General features: G+C 45.6%; 14 protein-coding genes. 2 read left to right on the top strand and 12 right to left on the bottom strand.

The window, feature by feature from the left end:
* The first annotated feature begins 86 nt into the window (after positions 1–86).
* Together BHC51_RS07425 and ubiG are read left to right on the top strand one after the other, a co-directional pair.
* Complete coding sequence (locus BHC51_RS07425; RefSeq protein WP_100153700.1) at positions 87–1,748, top strand: ArnT family glycosyltransferase; 1,662 nt, start codon at positions 87–89, stop codon at positions 1,746–1,748.
* A 5-nt stretch (positions 1,749–1,753) separates the two neighbouring features.
* Entirely contained in the window at positions 1,754–2,503 is a 750-nt protein-coding gene (gene ubiG / locus BHC51_RS07420) for a bifunctional 2-polyprenyl-6-hydroxyphenol methylase/3-demethylubiquinol 3-O-methyltransferase UbiG (protein ID WP_100153699.1), read from the top strand.
* Between the two features lie 84 nt (positions 2,504–2,587).
* Here the strand turns inward: ubiG and ubiT are convergent, their stop codons facing one another.
* From ubiT to BHC51_RS07355, 12 genes are all read right to left on the bottom strand, one after another.
* Complete coding sequence (gene ubiT, locus BHC51_RS07415; protein ID WP_100153698.1) at positions 2,588–3,022, bottom strand: ubiquinone anaerobic biosynthesis accessory factor UbiT; 435 nt, start codon at positions 3,020–3,022, stop codon at positions 2,588–2,590.
* Positions 3,009–3,932, bottom strand: coding sequence for a U32 family peptidase (locus BHC51_RS07410; RefSeq protein ID WP_100153697.1), 924 nt, complete (start codon positions 3,930–3,932; stop codon positions 3,009–3,011). Before BHC51_RS07410 ends, ubiT begins: the two co-directional genes overlap by 14 nt.
* A 16-nt stretch (positions 3,933–3,948) precedes the next feature.
* Entirely contained in the window at positions 3,949–4,959 is a 1,011-nt protein-coding gene (gene ubiU, locus BHC51_RS07405; RefSeq protein ID WP_100099156.1) for a ubiquinone anaerobic biosynthesis protein UbiU, read from the bottom strand.
* Between the two features lie 966 nt (positions 4,960–5,925).
* A complete protein-coding gene (locus BHC51_RS07395) occupies positions 5,926–6,291 on the bottom strand; it encodes a hypothetical protein (RefSeq protein WP_100153695.1) in 366 nt (121 codons plus the stop codon).
* A 2-nt stretch (positions 6,292–6,293) separates the two neighbouring features.
* Entirely contained in the window at positions 6,294–7,154 is an 861-nt protein-coding gene (locus tag BHC51_RS07390) for a hypothetical protein (protein ID WP_257384790.1), read from the bottom strand.
* Between the two features lie 217 nt (positions 7,155–7,371).
* Complete coding sequence (locus BHC51_RS07385; protein ID WP_143558809.1) at positions 7,372–7,854, bottom strand: hypothetical protein; 483 nt, start codon at positions 7,852–7,854, stop codon at positions 7,372–7,374.
* A gap of 1 nt (position 7,855) precedes the next feature.
* Positions 7,856–8,425 carry a hypothetical protein gene (locus BHC51_RS07380; protein ID WP_100153693.1) on the bottom strand — a complete coding sequence of 190 codons (570 nt, stop codon included), beginning with the start codon at positions 8,423–8,425 and terminating at the stop codon, positions 7,856–7,858.
* Complete coding sequence (locus BHC51_RS07375; protein ID WP_100153692.1) at positions 8,412–8,603, bottom strand: hypothetical protein; 192 nt, start codon at positions 8,601–8,603, stop codon at positions 8,412–8,414. The genes BHC51_RS07380 and BHC51_RS07375 overlap by 14 nt, the downstream gene beginning before the upstream one ends.
* A 106-nt stretch (positions 8,604–8,709) precedes the next feature.
* Positions 8,710–9,312, bottom strand: a complete 603-nt coding sequence (locus BHC51_RS07370; RefSeq protein WP_037492162.1) for a hypothetical protein — start codon at positions 9,310–9,312, stop codon at positions 8,710–8,712.
* Between the two features lie 61 nt (positions 9,313–9,373).
* Positions 9,374–10,735, bottom strand: coding sequence for a VENN motif pre-toxin domain-containing protein (locus tag BHC51_RS07365; RefSeq protein WP_257384789.1), 1,362 nt, complete (start codon positions 10,733–10,735; stop codon positions 9,374–9,376).
* Positions 10,736–10,869: 134 nt separating this feature from the next.
* On the bottom strand, positions 10,870–11,235 hold the full coding sequence (locus BHC51_RS07360) for a hypothetical protein (protein ID WP_100153689.1): 366 nt from the start codon (positions 11,233–11,235) through the stop codon (positions 10,870–10,872).
* A 2-nt stretch (positions 11,236–11,237) separates the two neighbouring features.
* Positions 11,238–18,353, bottom strand: a 7,116-nt coding sequence (locus tag BHC51_RS07355; protein WP_100153688.1) for a hemagglutinin repeat-containing protein, incomplete at its 5' end; no start/stop codon positions are given.

Genomic DNA, 18,353 nt, shown 5'->3' with positions numbered 1-18,353 from the left:
GCTACAGGCAGCCACATCTGGCTGCCTGCTGCATTTTCCGTTAACATAAACCCGTTTTCCTCTCCATTTATTGCAGTTAGAACCCTATGCTCACCTACACCTCCAGCAAACCCAGCCCCAAAAGCGTAAATAAAAAACGTTCATGGCTACTGCTGTTACTGGTATTTGTATGGTTATGGCCGGGCGTACTGCATCATGATTTATGGACACCGGGCGAACCATATTTATTTGCTACAGTCAGCCAGTGGCAGACAGCCCACTGGGCAGTTCCCACCATTTTTGGTGAAATCAACTGGGAGGCATCCCCACTCTATATATGGCTGGCCGCTTTGTGTCAGCACCTGTTCAGCCCAAAACAGATGGATGCTTATGAAGCCACCCGTCTAACCAATGCCATCCTGATAGTATGCACCTTTGTCTGCATCGGCGGTTCCGCCCGCCAGTTTCTCGGACACAGTTATGGCCGGATTGCAGTACTGATACTACTAGGCTGTACCGGCATCCTAATACCGGCACACTTTATCAACGACAGTATAATTCTTTGCCTGGGTGCAGCCATGTGCTGGTATGGCTTCTCACTCGCCAACCAACGCATCATAATGGCCAGCATGATGCTGGGCGGTGGCTGGGCAGTCCTATCACTAACCGGAAGTCTGCTCTGGCCACTACTACTGATACTGCTGGCATTCAGCCTGCCTCTGTATCCGCAGTGGCGGTATCAGCGTTACCATCTGGTACTGCTCATATCCCTGTTATATGCATTACCATTAATGCTGATCTGGCCACTGGCCTTACATCAAACTGCTGCGGATATTTTTAATCTGTGGTGGCAATATCATGCACTAGCACCTTTCGGCGGTTTCCGCCATCTTGAGACACATTTTTCTCTCGGCTATTACCTCAAAAATCTTATCTGGTTTGCCTTTCCAGCGTGGCCGCTGGCCATCTGGACAGTGTCGCGTGGTAAATTGAAAAACCAGTCTTGGGGTAGTCTGGCTATTGCATGGCTAGGCCTGTGCCTGCCTGTATTTGCCCTAATGCCACAAAAATATCAGGATTTACTAGTATTTACCCTGCCACCACTGGTCGTACTAGGTGCCGCACAGCTTGATGCCCTGCGGCGCGGTGCCGTGGCATTCCTTAACTGGTTTGGCATCATGGCCTTTGGTTTTCTAGCCATATTTCTCTGGCTGGGCTTTATCGCCATGAACTACGGCTGGCCAGCCAAACTAGCACAACGAGCAGTATATTTCAGCCCGTACTACCGTTACGACGTAAACTACTTTCCAGTAATCGTAGCCTGCGTACTGACACCGCTATGGCTATGGGCGATTACTCGCCAGCACATTCGTGGCCAGCAGGCTGTCACCAACTGGGCCGCCGGCGTTTTACTAGTGTGGTCGCTGCTACTTACCCTATTTCTACCATGGCTGGATGCAGCCAAATCAACCCGTCCGGTAGTACAGCAAATGCAAAACAGCCTGAGTGAAGAACAGCTAAAAGCCTTTAGCGACAAACGTGCCTGCATCAGCATTAATCATGAGAATTTCAGCACCCGCATCGCCTGGCAGCAATATAGTTGGATTCCGCTACAGGCCAATAATCCCGACTGTGAATATCGCCTAATTACCCGCAGCCCCAAAGCCACACCACCAGCTCAATGGCACGAAATCTGGGCCGGTGCACGCCCACGCGAAAAAAACAACATTATCGCCTTATGGGTAAAAACCACCGCAACGAAGGACTAACAACCATGAATACCCAAGCACAGGAACAAAAAAATCTTTCGGCCACACCCGCCAATGTCGATTCTGAAGAAATCAACAAATTTAGCCAACTGGCACACAAATGGTGGGATAAAAACAGCGAATTCAAACCATTGCATGACATCAACCCATTACGGCTTGAATTTATCGACAGCTATGCCCATCTGGCCGGCAAAAATGTACTTGATGTAGGTTGCGGAGGCGGCATACTGAGCGAGGCTATGGCAAAAGCCGGAGCCAGCAGCGTTACCGGTATTGATTTAGCCAATAAATCCCTGAAAATTGCCCAATTGCATGCCTTACAAGAACAAATTGATAACATTAGCTATCGCATGGTGAGTGTAGAAGATTTAGCCACAGAAACACCGGCTGGCTTTGGTGCTGTTACCTGCATGGAAATGCTCGAACACGTCCCCGACCCCGGCAGCGTAGTGCGTGCCTGTGCCCAATTGGTACAGCCCGGTGGCGTAGTCTGCTTCTCCACCATCAACCGCAACACCAAATCCTACCTGCAAGCCATCATAGCTGCCGAATACATCCTGCAACTAATGCCACACGGTACCCATGATCATCGTAAATTTATCACACCAGCCGAACTGGCACGCCTGTGCCGACAGGCAGGCCTCGAATGGCTGGGCAGCAGCGGCTTCACCTACAACCCACTAACCAGACGCTATCACCTTACCGATAGTCTGGACGTCAACTACATGATAGCCTGCCGCCGTCCTCTGGACTAACAGCCAGAAAACAGTGCAATAAAGCCGGTATCAACTCGATACCGGCAACAGCACACCCTCATTTACCGCAAGCAATAAACCTCACTACCCTACCAGCAACTTCATCACAGGAATAGTCGACCAATCAATACTATCGAGCAAATTTTTTACCACCAGTCCCAGCTCTGTATCGCCCTCAATGATCAGCTTGCGATTAAAAAACAGCGTATCCGGGTCTTCCTGCCGCAGCAGCATCTTCAGAAAATCAGCCGTATTTGCGCTTAAGCACAAATCTACCATAGCTACAGCATCAGCAACCACAAAACGCTCCTCAGTAGCACTGAAGCACAAATTCAAACCCAAATCTGCCACCACAATCCGAAAATTGCGTCCAGCCAGCAAAGACATATCTGCCAGCAAAATCTGCTTTTTCAGCAACTGATTCAGCGTATTTACCAGCAGCCATGCTGGTGGCTTTGCCGGTAATAACCCAACCATCTTTTTCAAAAACACCGGCACTACCTTATCAGGTACCTGCATGCATCATCCCTTCACATTGATTAATTCCAGCCTTCCCCTGCCAATAGCCATCTACCAGCGTACCACCGGCATACCTGCTCAGCTCAGACAAAGCAGCTTCTGCCGCCATCACACCAGCCAGCACCTGCTGATGCAACCGGATAACTTCCGCCATATATAGCCCCTGAGGAGAAATCCTGAAATACTTTACCCCCATAGCCTGCAACTGCTGATGACGTGCCAGCAAAGAATGACAACCGGCAGACATCGTCTGAATACCATTAATCGTCAAAAAAGCCTGCTCCTCACGCGTATACAGCGGCAAACCATCTGCATGTTCCAGACACTTAAATTCACAGCCATCCTTTTTCAAATTGTAGTGCCGTGCCGTAAAACAGCGTGAAGAATATGCCAATGGCAACTTACCCCAGCCAAATACCTCACAAACCATGTCTGGTACTGCCGCCACCATCTGTGCCAGCCTATCTGCTGCCAGTTCAATCGAAGCCACCCAGTGGCAAGCCCCCAGCGACTGCATCAAAGCCAGCGTCTGTTCGTTATAAATATTCAGCGCCTGACCTGCCACAAAAGGAATTCCCTTCGCATGCAGCAGCTGTACCGCAGCAAGGTCATTGGCCTCTACCCGAAAATCCTCCTGCTCCACCAGCTTGCGTAAACGCTTTAAATCAGATTCACTTTCCAGCAGCACCTGTGAAGACAGCACCACATCACAGCCACTGGATGCCACATCCCGCGCCAAATCAAGCCAGTCTGCTACTTTCAGCTCCTGCCGGCGCGAACACACCGTCTCGCCCATATAAATCATCGCCAGCGGCTGCGCAGCCATCTGCCAGTAAAAATCCACAATCTGCTGTTTCTGCCAGAAAAACAGAATTGGCCCTAGAGACAAAGCCAGCTTATCCTGTTGCATTACTCACATTCCTTCATCATTTCCATGGCCGGTTATACGCACCCAGCGTTACCTGCTGCCCTTCCGATACCTTCGCCAGTGCCTGTTGCCACAACGGATTCACCGTAAACCCATCAGGGCAGCGCACCGCCAGATCAAGTGCCTGCCGCAACACCTTTGTTACCTGCGCCGTATACGCCGGACTACGTTGCCGGCCTTCCACCTTAATTGCCGCCACACCCATCGCCAGCAACTGCGGTAAAATCTCCAGTATATTTAGACTAGTTGGCTCCTCCAGCGCATAATATGTTTCCCTATTCACCTGAAAACGCCCCTTACATAAAGTAGGATAGCCAGCCGGTTCATCCGCACCATAACGGTCAATCAGAATATTATTCAGACGCGCATCCATTCCCGCAGCCTGTTGCTCCCAGCGCACATACTTCGCTGGCGAACACACACCAAACGTATTAGGCGACTCGCCCGTTACATAGCTTGAAAGCAAACAGCGTCCTTCCACCATCACACACAGACTTCCAAAACCAAATACCTCAATTTCCACCGAAGTATGCTTAATCACCTGCTCCACCTGCGGTAAAGTCAGCACCCGGGGTAACACCACCCGCCGGATACCAAATAGCTCCTGTGCCAGATTAATCGCCTCATAATTTGTAGCCGATCCTTGCACCGACATATGCAGTGCTAGCTGCGGATGCGTTTTACGCGCATAGGCCAGCAAACCCAAATCCGCCAGAATCACCGCGTCTACGCCCAGCTCAGCCGCCGTATCCACCGCCTGCTGCCATTTCCTCACTTCACCAGCCTGCGCATAAGTATTAATCGCCATCAATACCTTACGTCCTCGCTGATGCGCATACGTAATTCCCTCAGTTGCCGACTTACGGTCAAAATTCAGCCCAGCAAAATTACGTGCATTAGTTGCATCCTTCAGCCCCATATAAACCGTATCCGCACCATGATCTACCGCCATCTTCAACGCCGGTAAATTACCCGCCGGACACACCAGCTCGGGAATCTTCCTATTCATCCGTTCCCACCAACCTCATAAACAAAAAACACCGATAAATGACTGATAACTGACAGCAAATATTACAAAAGCATAAAATAGATAACAGTATCCAGTACAAATACAAGATTAAAACATTGAACAAAACAGAATTTATTGACAGAAAACAAGCCAAAATAGAATAAAACTGGTTTTTTATATTAATTTTAGAAAAAATACACAACTAAATACCAAATTAAACAAATCTAATAATCAAACCAAATCATCAGACCACATTCCCCTCAGCAACTGACCTTTTATATATCTATCCCCTAAAATAGCACAGCCTCAACGTAGAAAATTCTCTTTATTAATCCACAGAGGATTTAAACATGAAAAAAATGACTGAACATCAGATCGTAACTATTTTAAAACAGCCGAAACCGGTATCCCCGTCAAAGAACTTTGCCGTAAATATGGTATAGGCAATTCAACTTTCTATAAATGACGTGATAAATACGATGGTATGAAAACCTCAGATATCAACACTTAAAGCAACCGGAAGCTGAAAATCGTAGGCTTAAGCAGATATTTGCTGAGCTGAGTTTAAAATCTCAGCTTCAGGAAGAAATCATAAAAAAGCTATAGTGCCAACTCAAGCACGTAAAGCCTGAGCTGTGCAACTGCAAGAAAATCATTCTGTTACTATTGCCTTGAGCTGCACTATTGTTGGCTTAAGCCCCTGTGCTTACTATTATCAACCTAAGTTACCGGATGATTCGGTGATTATGTCAGTGCTAAGTGCTATCACGGATAAGCATTTACGCTGGGGTTTTCCTACTGTATCTGCTTTTTTTGATAAACTTGTATTGCTTTATAAACATAATAATAAATATATGAATTGTATTTAGGAATTACCCTAATGGGAATACAAGCCGTTAAAATAAATAACAATATAGTAATAAAAAATAATTTTAGCTTATCCATTAATTATTAATATATTTTACATTAATTACAAAGCCCAGTTGGTTTGCCTTTGTTAGTGCAATCTTCTTTACCAATTATAATATATCCTTTACTTTTCATACAATTATCTATCCTTTTGTGACGAGGCCAAACTTGACTACCCGTCATATCAGGATACAGAGTATTTAAATCTAAATTACCTCCCATAAGATTTCTAACACCACAGGCTAACATATCGGATTCTCGCTTTAGTACATCTGTATGGCCTACAGTATCTGCTTTTTGATAACCTTGTATTAATTTATAACTATTGTAAGTATCTGGATTATATTTAGGAATTACCCTAATGGGGATACAGGCCGTTAAAATAAATAACAATATAGTAATAAAAAATAATTTAAGTTTCATTGCTATTTTCCTAATTTGTTTAGTAACTGAAATATATCTGAATTCAGAAAATCAGCCAATGCTGCCGGTGCTGAAGCCGGTATTGCTACTACTGTTGTCGTACTTGACGCTGCGTTCTGAAATTTATTACGGTTGCGAGAGGTATTACCATCGTCCCCATACCAGCCCCACATCTGTCCACCAATATAATCATGGGTTCCGGCAAATGACTCTACCAATTTATCAGAGATACTGCCCTTTTCATATGGAATGGTTAGCCCTAGCAGATACCAGCCTCCTTTTAGCGGCCGGAAGCCACCGGTAGCGCCAAACATTCCACCTACTACTTTTTTATCCTTCATCAGATCAGCAAAAGTTGGATATTTATCATCTCCTTCATAAATATAATTATCATTGGCATCTTTTTGCAGATTCCCCATGTTATCTTTTTTACATCGACCATTATCTGCACCACAGATCACATCTAGATTCAACCTTACTCCACCCAGTTTAACTCCATCAAAATAGCCACTATCATAGGAAACATTATTTATTACTTCCCCAGTATTCGGGTCGATTACTATTCCGGGCGATTGTCTAGAATTGGCCAGACTTTCTTCACGTAATTTGGTGGCTGCAAGTTGTAATGTGTCCTGAGTAATAGCAGCAGTAGGATCTGCGGCCAGTATATTGACTACTGTTTCCAGTAAACGTCTCTGGTATTGTAGTTTATAAATTTCTTTATACAGTTCTGTTTTCTCTTCTTCTGATTTTGCCTGTTTGATTTTATCTCTCAATTCAGCCTGCTGAGAATCTACATAAGCGTTTATTAATCCAAGGCTGTTCTGACGAAACTCTTTGGTAACTTCTACCTGAATATTCAATTCATTAAGTAATTTGTCTTTATCAAAGTTATTGCTCAGGTAGCCGGCTTTGTCGGCATAGTTGTCGCTGGTTGTATCGGTATAAATGCTGGCAATGGTTTCGGCGGCACTTTTGCCGGTTTTCTGGTGCTGAGCGGTTGAAATAATGCAGACACTTTTATAAATACGTAGATTACTTTTTTGAATACACTTTCTGTCAAACCTCTTTAATTCTATATTAATTTATCTTTAATTTTTTCACACATATAGGATTTGGATATTCCCACTCAATAGTATATTGTTCTGGAGGCATTTCGGTTACAGTTGGATCAGGATAAAAATTATTAGAGTAGTAAACTATAGACTCTTTTCCTCGACAACCTTTTTTAAAACCCAATTCTGTACTATTCTTGTCTATTACACTAAGAAATTTTTTTATTTCTTTATCATCATTGCTTTTGAATTCGAATGTGATATAAATTTTGCTTGTAGGCCCCCTTTTTTTTTTAATAACATTTTCTTCATTGAATTTGTATGGCTGAATTAATTTTGGCAACTGTTTCATCATCATTGCTTCTTTTTCATTATTATCTAGCTCATAGCCAAATTTTCCATTTTTTTTTCCAAAATCCACATATACTAATAATAAAAACCAACATATCATACCAAATATAAACACAATCAATTTATATTTGCTCCAGAAATCTGCTATTGATCTCATTTTAAAATAACTTTTCAATATGAACCATATCTGAATGTTGAAGACTTCCTGAAGTGGAAACTCCTGTTCCTGTACCAAATTCAAATGATACCTTGCCTAGTTTTGGTTTTCCATTTTCAATGGTATCAGGAGTTTTATTTGAACCAATACAAGCAAAATAACCACATACATTACCTCCTGGAGAAGATCCCGCTAAAGTATCATTAATCGTTCTACCTAGATTAGCTTTTTCAATACTAGATAGTTCAGTTATTATGCTTCCAAAAGAAAGGGATGAACCTACAGATGGCCTTGATATAGGAGCTGATGATCCAGCACTATAGCCCAAAAATACATCTCCAGTTACATTGTTTACCACTATTGCTGCATTGGCACTTAATCCAAATGCCGATAAATCTATATAACCAACCCAATAATGGATACTGGGGTTATTGGCCCAAGGGATATCATAATAGTTGATAAAAGCGGGTAATGGTTTGGCTGGGTTGGTTACCCTAAAAGAATCTAAGGCTTTTTTAGAAATATCTCTTGCTTTATCAGCTTCAATTATTAATTCTTTACAAGTCTCCAAATTCCCATTTTTCTGAACAAGCTGACATCAATGCTTCATTTTTCTTTTTACTCTCATTATACAACTCTTCTTTTGCCTTCTTGTAACATCTTAATTTATTTCCATTATCTCCACCACAAGCTGAAACTTTATTTTTATAGTCCTCCCAGTCTTTAGCTGTTAAATAATTGTTATCCACTGCCGTATGTCCTGCCTGATTACCCAGTGCAACAGTAAATCAATAACCTATATAATTAGTTTAAATCTTAGAAAAATCGAAATTTTAGTTTCCTCCTCCTTATTCTCTATTGAAATATAATTTCACATTCTTGCACTGACCTACAAAATATTTTTTTTCTAAATTCTTTATCATCCGGAACACATTTTGAATTTGAAATTTGATAATTAAAAAAACATGTCTGTAAATCTGCATCCTGAGGTAACGGTAAAGACAAATATTTATTGAAAGTTTTACTTCCACATTCTCTATTATTAGCAAATATATTTTGTGGATATTTATGACTTATCCCAGTTTTATGTTTATACCAAAATAACCAATCAGATTTAGCAAATATATAACGGGTGGATAATTGAAATAATTGAAATCCATCATATATTATTATTTTACTTTTTTTATCATATTCTTTTACTTTGTATATTTTAGGTATATATTTATACAAATCATTTACCCAGTTAGAATTTATTTCAGTCATTCTAGAAAAGTAATCTGTATAATTAATATAATCTTGTTTTAAACATTTACCAGTGAAAAAACAATTATCATATTTTTCCAGTTTACAAAAAAAATCTCTTTGTTCTTTAATATCAAAATCTTTAGCTGACAAAGAGTTTGATATTACCAGTAATAAAATTAATTCTAAAACATAATTTCTTTTTAGTACTCGCAAAACACAATCTCCTAATTATATTCCCCTTTGCAATATATATTGCAAAGGGGGAATGAAAAAATTATTTAACAGGAATCACTATACCGTTTACCAGCTTAAACTTAGTATGTACCCTTTGACTTATTCCTCGGAATTCATAAACTCCATTAGCATCAGGAAACACTGTAACTTCTTCTGGACTATACTGATTTCCATCTTTAACTTCAATTATTCCAATCACTTTATTATTAGTTTTATCTATATAAAGCATATTGTACTTATTTTGAGGATTATAGACATCATAAAAATCCAATTGATATCTATCTGTATTATCAATTTTATTTTGCCCGATAACTGCTATATCATGATCATTTTTGAAATTCGCATTTTCTCCTAAACTCTCTCCCTGTCCGTAACGGTCATAACTTTGAAAACCACTTAGTAAATTATGTTTGGATTTTTCGTACTGCTCAATCAATTCATGCATTATCGCTCCTATGCCACTAGTTCCATAAGGATTTTTATCATATTCATAAACATCTTCCAAATCAATTATTTGATTCACATAATCGCCAGTATTTACCATTGGCACATTTTTATCGATAGTAACTTTAGCCGTATTTTTTGGGTCATCAATTATATCTTTTAGTGCAGCATATACTTCTCGTTCTTTGTCTGTTAGCTGATTTATATCTCCTGCAACAACAAGCTCCAGTATTTCATATCCATCACTGGTTTTAATGGGGTTACCATCTTTATCCAGCTTGGGTTGTAGTTTCACCTTTTTACCTAGATTTTTATGAAAAAAGTCTACAATTTCTTTTTCTTGTACTTTTTGAGTTAATTTCCACGCCAATTGATTATTATCCACCGCCGTATGCCCTGCCTGATTACCCTGAGCTACATCCGCCATACTGCCACCAACAACCGCTCCGGTCGCGGCACCGGCTAGCCCCGCTATGGCTGATACCGTGGCTTTTTCTTCTGCGGTTAAATCTTTCGCATCCTTTCCATACAACCATTTCGATATGACTGGTGCCGTTGCCTCCGCTCCCGCTGCGGCCAATGCCCCAGCTAGGGCATCATTGCCGCCCGCTGCCGCTACCGCTGCTCCTAGTACGGCATGCGCTACCAGATGTGCTGTGCTGCCTTCGGCATCTTTGCCTTTGAAGTACTGCCCAATCTGATGTGAAATTACCGGACTCGCGGTGGCGGCGATAATGCCACCTATATTATTGGTCGGTGCCGCTAACCCTGCTCCGATCGCATTCAGTATCAGCCCGCCGGTATTCCATTGTGACAGTTCTTTTTCATACTGCGCGCGCTGCTCTGGGCTGAGATTTTCTTGTTTCAGTTCTTCTTTCAGTTTATCTTTTTTGCTGTTGATGAAGGCTGAGGTAGCCTGCATGTTTTGGCTGAATTCCTGACTTACTTCGCGCTGCAAATCCTGCTACATTTTGAAATTTATTACGGTTGTGCGAGGTATCACCATCGTCTCGATACCAGCTCCACATCTACCAATTAATAAAATTTCATTAAAATCAACTAAATAAATAGTAAGTTTATATAAAATATTATTTAATTACAGAATCCGATTGGCTTTCCCTTATTTGTACAATATTCCGTACTATGAATTATATACCCTTTATTTTTCATGCAATTATCAATATTTTTATGACGAATAGTAACCTGATCACTTGTCATGTTGGGATACCTAGTATTTAAATCCAAATTACCTTCTCTAAGATTTAGAACACCGCATTCTATTATATCTGCTTCACGTTGCTGTAAATCTGTGTGGCCAATTGTCTCCTTCTTCTGATAGGCCTGAATTGCTTTATAACCATTGTAAATATCTGGACTATATTTGGGAATTACCCTGATAGGGACACAAGCCGTTAAAATAAATAACCATATATTAATAAAAAATAATTTAAGTTTCATTGCTATTTTCCTAATTTGTTTAGTAACTGAAATATATCTGAATTCAGAAAATCAGCCAAAGCTGCCGGTGCTGAAGCCGGTATTGCTACTACTGTTGTCGTACTTGATGCTGCGTTCTGAAATTTATTACGGTTGCGAGAGGTATTACCATCGTCTCCATACCAGCCCCACATCTGTCCACCAATATAATCATGGGTTCCGGCAAATGACTCTACCAATTTATCAGAGATACTGCCCTTTTCATATGGAATGGTTAACCCGGGCAGATACCAACCTCCTTTTACCGGCTGGAAGCCACCGGTAGCCCCAAACATTCCACCTACTGCTTTTTTATCCTTCATCAAATCAGCAAAAGTTGGATAGTCATCATCTCCTTTATAGATATAATTACCATTGGCATCTTTTTGCAGATTCCCCATGTTATCTATCTCACAACGTAGATTATTTTCACCACAGATCACATCTAAACTCAACCTTACTCCACCCAGTTTAACTCCATCAAAATACCCGCTATCATAGGAAACATTGTTTATTACCTCCTCAGTCTTCGAGTCGATTACTATTCCGGGCGATTGTCTAGAATTGGCCAGACTTTCTTCACGTAATTTGGTAGCTGCAAGTTGTAATGTGCCCTGAGTAATAGCAGCAGTAGGATCTGCGGCCAGTATATTGACTACTGTTTCCAGTAAACGTCTCTGGTATTGTAGTTTATAAATTTCTTTATACAGTTCTGTTTTCTCTTCTTCTGATTTTGCCTGTTTGATTTTATCTCTCAATTCTGCCTGCTGAGAATCTACATAAGCGTTTATTAATCCAAGGCTGTTCTGACGAAACTCTTTGGTAACTTCTACCTGAATATTCAATTCATTAAGTAATTTGTCTTTATCAAAGTTGTTGGCCAGATAGCCAGCTTTATCGGCATAGTTATCGCTGGTGATGTCGGTATGGATGCCGGCGATGGTTTCGGCGGCACTTTTGCCGGTTTTCTGCTGCTGAGCGGCTTCATCGGTGATGATGATGTTGTTGGTGTTGATACCGCTATGGGTGGTGCTGCTGTCGTGCCCACTGTCATGACCAAAGCCGAGTGAATTGTTAGTGCCGGTAGGACCTTGGTTAGCTAGTTTTATGCTATCGTTCTGGCTTGGCTGGCTTTGCCCCATTGAGGAACCGCTGATACTACCTCCGGCACCTATGCCGATACTGCTGCCTTTATAGTCACTGTGGTTTTTGATGTCGCTGCTGGTGAGGCTGCCAGTGCTTAGCCGGTTTTTACCTGCCGCTTCGGCGGCCTCGGTAGAGGTAATGATGGCACCTTTAAGGTTAGTATTGCCTTTGACTTTGATCTGGTAGCCATTGTCACCGGCAATGATGCCGCTCTGTTCGGTGACGCCGGCGTAATCGGCTTTGATTTTGCTCTTGCTGTAGCTGGCTGAAGCTGATGCACCATAGCCTACGGTCACTTGGCCACTGATGTTCTGCTGTTTGCTGTTGTATTTGGCGGTGTCCTGCAGGCTTTCGATGTTCAGTTCGGCTGCATCTATGCTGACGCCTTTGCCAATAACCTGGGCTCCTCTGATGTTGGTGGCACCGCCGCTGATAAGGCTGGTGTTGCCGCTGAGGCTGCCTATGTGGCTGTTGCGGTAGCTGGTTTCGTCGCCGTTAGCATGCCCTTTGCCGCGGTTGGCTCCGGCAGTCACGCCGAAGGAGGCACCACCGGAACCGTAGCTGATGGCTACGCCGGCATTCCAGCCGCTGGAACTGTTTTTGCTGCGCTCGCTGTGACTTTGTTCGGCAGCCAGCAGGTTGATTTGGTTGTCGGCCTGTAAGTGGGTACCCTGGTTGCCACTGACATCGGATCCGATGATATTAATGTTGGAATCTTGCCCGCCTCCGGTGGCTTGCAGGTTAACCTGTCCGCCGGCATGGATGTTGCTCGCTGAGGCGACGTTGTCTACGCTGTGGCTTTCGCTGCGGCTCTTTTGCTGGCCAACGGTAATGCTGACGCTAACGTTTTGAGCAGCAGCCTGGGGATTTTTGCCAGCATCAGCTATGGCCTGACCGGCTTTGTAGCTATCCATGCCAGCATTAAAGGCGGCCATGGCGTTGACGCGGTCGTTTTTGCTTTTGCCCACGCGCTTGATGGCGGTGTTGGCCGACTGAATGGCGTTAACTACGGGTACGTTAACCGCTACGGTAAGACCACTCTTTTCGAAAGTATGGATGTTGTCGCGCTGGTGCTGGTCTTGCGCAGCGCTGATGTCGATTTGTTTGCCGATGATGTTGATGTCGCCTTTGGGGCTGGATACGCTGCTGCCGGTCTGGCTGTAGCGGTTGCCGGCAATGATGTTGGTGTCGCCGCTAAGGCTGCCGATGTTGCTGCCGCTGTGGATCAGTGCTTTGGTGGTGGTGTCGTCGCTTTCTTTCTGGCTGCCGATGCTAAAGCCGATACCACCGCTGCCCATAAGGCCGGATTTGGTTTCTTTATGGTATTGGTGATCCATGTAGTGGTTTTCAGCTGCATTAATGTTGATGTCATTACCTGCATGCAAAAGGGTACCATAGTCAGAGATGACGTTGCTGCCGCGGATGTTGATATCCTTATCGCTGCTGATGGTGATTTTGGCACCGGTGATGTTGCTGGCTACGGCTTCATCATATTTGGCCTGATACTGATCCAGTGTGGTTTTTTTCGACATGAAGCCGCTGGATTTGGTGTAGGTGGAATGATCCAGTTCGGTTTGCTGTCTGCCTTCGGTGATGTTGACGCTGTTTTTGCCGTACAGGTTCACTGTTCCTTGGTAGCTGTCGATATCGCTCTGGCGGATGTTCAGTTGGTCGCCGGCCAGTACGTTGATGTCTCCGATAGCGGTGATGTTGGTGCCCACTTCGTTTTGATAGTGGTTGATCCAGTGGTTTTTATCGCTGCGCTCACCCGCTGTCATGTGGGTGGCGATGGTAACGGTACCTAGGTTGATGCTGCCGTCACTGGCGCTCAGCTGGGTTTGACCGTTTGCGGCGGTATTGATGATGTCGGCGCCGTGGGTGTTGATGCCGTGGGTACCGGATACGCTGAGGATGCTGTCTTTGGCTCCGGTTACGTACAGGCCTGCTGCGCGGTCAATAACGGTACCGCCATTGCGTTCATCGCCATAGCTGGCGGTGGTGGTGGTGAGGTTGATTTGGTCGGCTTTGATGGCGAGCAGGTCTTGGGCGATGGCTACGCCCCCGTTGAAGTTGACGCTGTTGTCGGCTTTAAGTGCCATTTTGTTGGCACTGAGGGTGCCGCTGTTGGTGATGTTCTGGGCACCAAGGTTGAGGATATTGCGTCCTGCTATGCTGCCCTGATTATCGATGTTACCGCTGGTTTGCAGATCAATATTGCGGGCGCTGATCAGGCTGCCGGCGCTGTTGACGTCGCTGGCACGGGCAATCAGGTAAACTTTGGGTACGAGTACGGTCTGCTGGCTGCCGTCCGCCAGGGTGATGGTTTGGTTTACCAGCCAGACGATGTCGCTGGTCAGTTGTGCCATCTGTTCGGCGCTCAGGGCGATGCCGGGGGTGAGGTTATATTGTTGTGCGTAGGTGACGCCGGCATTCATGAGGGCTTTATATTGTTCTTCGTCGTTCTGATAGCCATCCAGACGACGGAAGCCGGTTAGGTTAGCGATTTGTTCGTTGATCAGGCGTTGTTCGTAGTAGCCGTCTCCCAGCCGTTTCTGCATTTTGTTCGGGTCCTGACCGAGGGCGCTGAGCATGTAGTCGCTGCCCAGCCATTTTTTGTGGTTGGTAAAGGCGGGATCGGTTTCTACCAGATAGCCATTATTATTTGGATTAATATGGTACTGGCTGTTGTTGGGCAGTCTGATGCTGGTATCAGTCAGGGTTCTGATGTGTTGCTGCTGTTGGGCTATGTTGTTGTTGCTGGCACTGCTCTGGTTATTGCTGTTGCTGATGTTGATTTGCTGGCCAGTTGGGGTGGCTGCGCTGGCGTGCCCTTGGTTACCGCCAGTAGCGACGTGCTGCTGGATGGTGCTGGCCGGGGTGTCGAATTCGTGGCTGGTGATGATGGTGCGATCATATGAATTTTCACCAGTGGTTTTTATTTTACCTTTTTTATGGGGAGGGTTTTTGTATTTATATCCTCCCTGCTTACCATGTTCTTCTACCCGCTGAACACCTTTGGTTTCGCGGTTTTCAAGATTCAGGTTTTCTGCACCTTTGAGTGTGCCTCCTACGATGATGCGGCTGTTGTGATTGAGCCAGTGATCGCCGCTAATGGTTAAATCTCCGCCGATGATGATTTCACCCGGGTCGGTTTCGGTCACTTTTTGTTTGTAGATTTTGCGGTTGAAATCCCACCAGTGTACTTTCTCGGCTGAGTATTTTTTCCAGACTTCTTTGCTGCCATCGTTAAAGGTAAAGCTGAGTTTTTTTCTGTCTTTTCTGAATTTACCATCTACACCATGTTCCCAGATCGCTGGGTTACCTTTTTCTTGGTATTGTTTTACTTGTTTGCTGTTCTCCAGGTATTCTTCTACTTTGAAGTGGTTGTTGAGGTTGTGTAGTTCTTTAACGGCGATATTGCCGTTACCCTGTGCTTCAATACGCGCGCTGCCGTTAATCAGGCTGTCGGCCATGCCGGTGGCCTGATGGTTTTTGTCGAGGGCTCCGCCAATGGCGATATCACCTTCGCTCGACAGAAGGGCATGTTCTTTGTTGATGATGTTGGCAGCACCGATGTCCAGCCGCTCACGCGCAGCAATAACCGCGGCTTTGCTGTCGCTGCCGATGGTTTCTTCCTGGTTGATTAGGTTATGGGTGCCGATGGCAACATGGTTGCCATAGATGCGCCCACTGCCGGTGTTGTTGATGCTGTTGCCTGACTGTATCAGGGTGGTGCCGTTGCTGTTGATCAGACCACGGTTGGTGAGGCTGTTGTTGGCCTGTAGTTCGGTATGGTGGTTGCTCTGGATGATGCCGCTGGCCTGATTGTCGATGTTGGCGGCGTTGACGACAACGCTGTCTCCTCCGCTGAGGGTGTGGTTGTTGCTGATGTTACCCTGACTGCTCAGGTGCAGGCGGTTGCCAGCGTTGATGTCGGCATCAACGTTGAAGTCGTCATGCACTTGGATGGTGGCGTTACGACCGGCACCGATGCTGCCGGGGTTATTAAGCTGTTTGCTTTGGATGCTCAGGTCGTTGCCGGCCAGTATTTTGCCATCTGCGCTGTTGTCGATGCTCAGGCTTTGCTGGTTCTGGTCGTGAATGCTGAGGTCTTTGGCGCTGCTGATTTGCCCTTGCCGGTTGTCCAGCTGCTGGTTGATCCGGGCATTCAGCTGCTGGTTGGTACGAATGGCGCCGCTGTGGTTGTTAAGGCTGTTGGTTTGTAATTCGATGCTGTCGGCATCGATGCTGCCTTGTTGGTTGTTGAGGTTGCTGTTGTGGATGCGCGCCTGTTTGCCAGCGATGATTTTACCCTGCGCGCTGTTGTCCAGTGTGCTGCTGTTAAGCTTCAGGTCACCTGCGCTGCTGATTTGTCCTTGCTGGTTGTTGATGTGCTGGCTGATCTGGGCGTTCAGTTGCTGGTTGCTGCGGATGACACCCTGTTGGTTGTCTAGGTTGTCGCTCTCGAGGGTCAGGCTGTCTGTGTCTATGCTACCTTCTTGGTTGTTGAGTGCGTGGGTGTGCAGCTCGGTATGGCTGCCGGCACTGATTTTACCTTGGCTGTTGTTGATCTCTCCGGCGGTGATGCTGAGGTCGCTGTTGCTGCCGATTTGACCGTTTTGGTTGTGTAGTTGGTCGCGGATGCTCAGCTGCTGGTTGCCGGCACTACGGATGGCACCTTGCTGGTTGTTCAGGTTGTCGGCATTCAGTTGTATGCTGGTGCTGTCGATGGCACCGTTGCTGTTGTTGAGGCTGGTTGTGTGTAGTTCGGTATGGCCACCGCTCCACAGTTGTCCTTTGTTGCTGTTGTTGAGCTGTTGGCTGTGGATTTGTAGTTGTTGCTGTGCGGCAATGGTGCCCTGGTCGCTGTTGTCCACCGCGGTGCTGTCGATGACGATGCGCTCGGCCGACTGGATGCGCCCGTGGCGGTTGTCCAGTTCTTTGCCTGTGATCTGTAGCTGGCCGCTGCTGCTGATTGCGCCGCTGTGGTTGTCTACTCGGGTGGTGTTGATGTTGGCTTGTTTGCTGTTCAGTTTGCCTTGGCTGTTGTTGAGTAGTGCACCGTTAACTTGCAGTTTGTTGAGGTTAAGGGTGCCCTGGTTATTCAGGCCGTTATGAGCTGTCAGGTCGATGCCGCCATTGGCGATGATCTGACCGTTCTGGTTGTTGATTTCGTGGTGGCTGATGATCTGGCCGCTGCGGTAGGTTTTGTGGCTGGGGGTTGCCGCTGTTGCGGTTTGACCGGCACCTTCGGCGCTGCTCGGCGCTTTGCTCTGGTTGTCTGGTTCGGCTGGCTGCGCCGGATTGTCTGGTTGTGCCGGCTTATCGGGCTGCACCGGATTTTGCTCTGGGGCGCTCGGTTGCGGTACATAACCAATCAGGCTGTTGTTTTGGTTGTTGAGTTTGTCCAGTTCGAGGTCCAGACTCTGTTGGCCGCTCTGAATGATCTTGCCATTCTGGTTGTGAATGCTGTCGCTGATGAAATCAAGACGGCTGGCATTGATTTCGCCCTGGTTGCTCAGAGCGCCCTGGTTGCGGATATGCAGTTCGTCGGCACTGGTGAGCAAGCCACTGTTGCTCAGCTGCCGGCTGTGAAGCTGCATTGCGCCCTGACTAGACAGGGTGCCGCTGTTGTTGATGCTGTGGCTTCTGACTGTGGCCGCCGCTGTGTCTGCTGTGGTGCTGCTTTTGTCGGCAGCGATGATGCTGCCACTGTTGCTGAGCTGACCATCGGCACTAATGGTGACGCCACCTGCTCCGGCAAAGATCTGGCCGGCGTTGTTGATGCCTACGCCTTTGTCGTTGCTAATAAGAACGATTTTACCCGCATACATGCCACCCAGTTTGCCGGTATCGATGGCGATGCCGGGCTTGGGGTCGGTGTTGTTTTCGTTGGCGCTGATGTGCTGATTCTCGGCATTGATGTGGTTGCTGCCGCTGATGATGTTCAGTTG

This window comes from Snodgrassella alvi (genome assembly GCF_002777745.1).
In the GTDB taxonomy this organism is placed as follows: Bacteria; Pseudomonadota; Gammaproteobacteria; order Burkholderiales; family Neisseriaceae; genus Snodgrassella; species Snodgrassella alvi_D.
The sequence above is the reverse complement of the archived record's forward strand: the minus strand, read 5'-3'. Positions and strand labels throughout refer to the sequence as shown.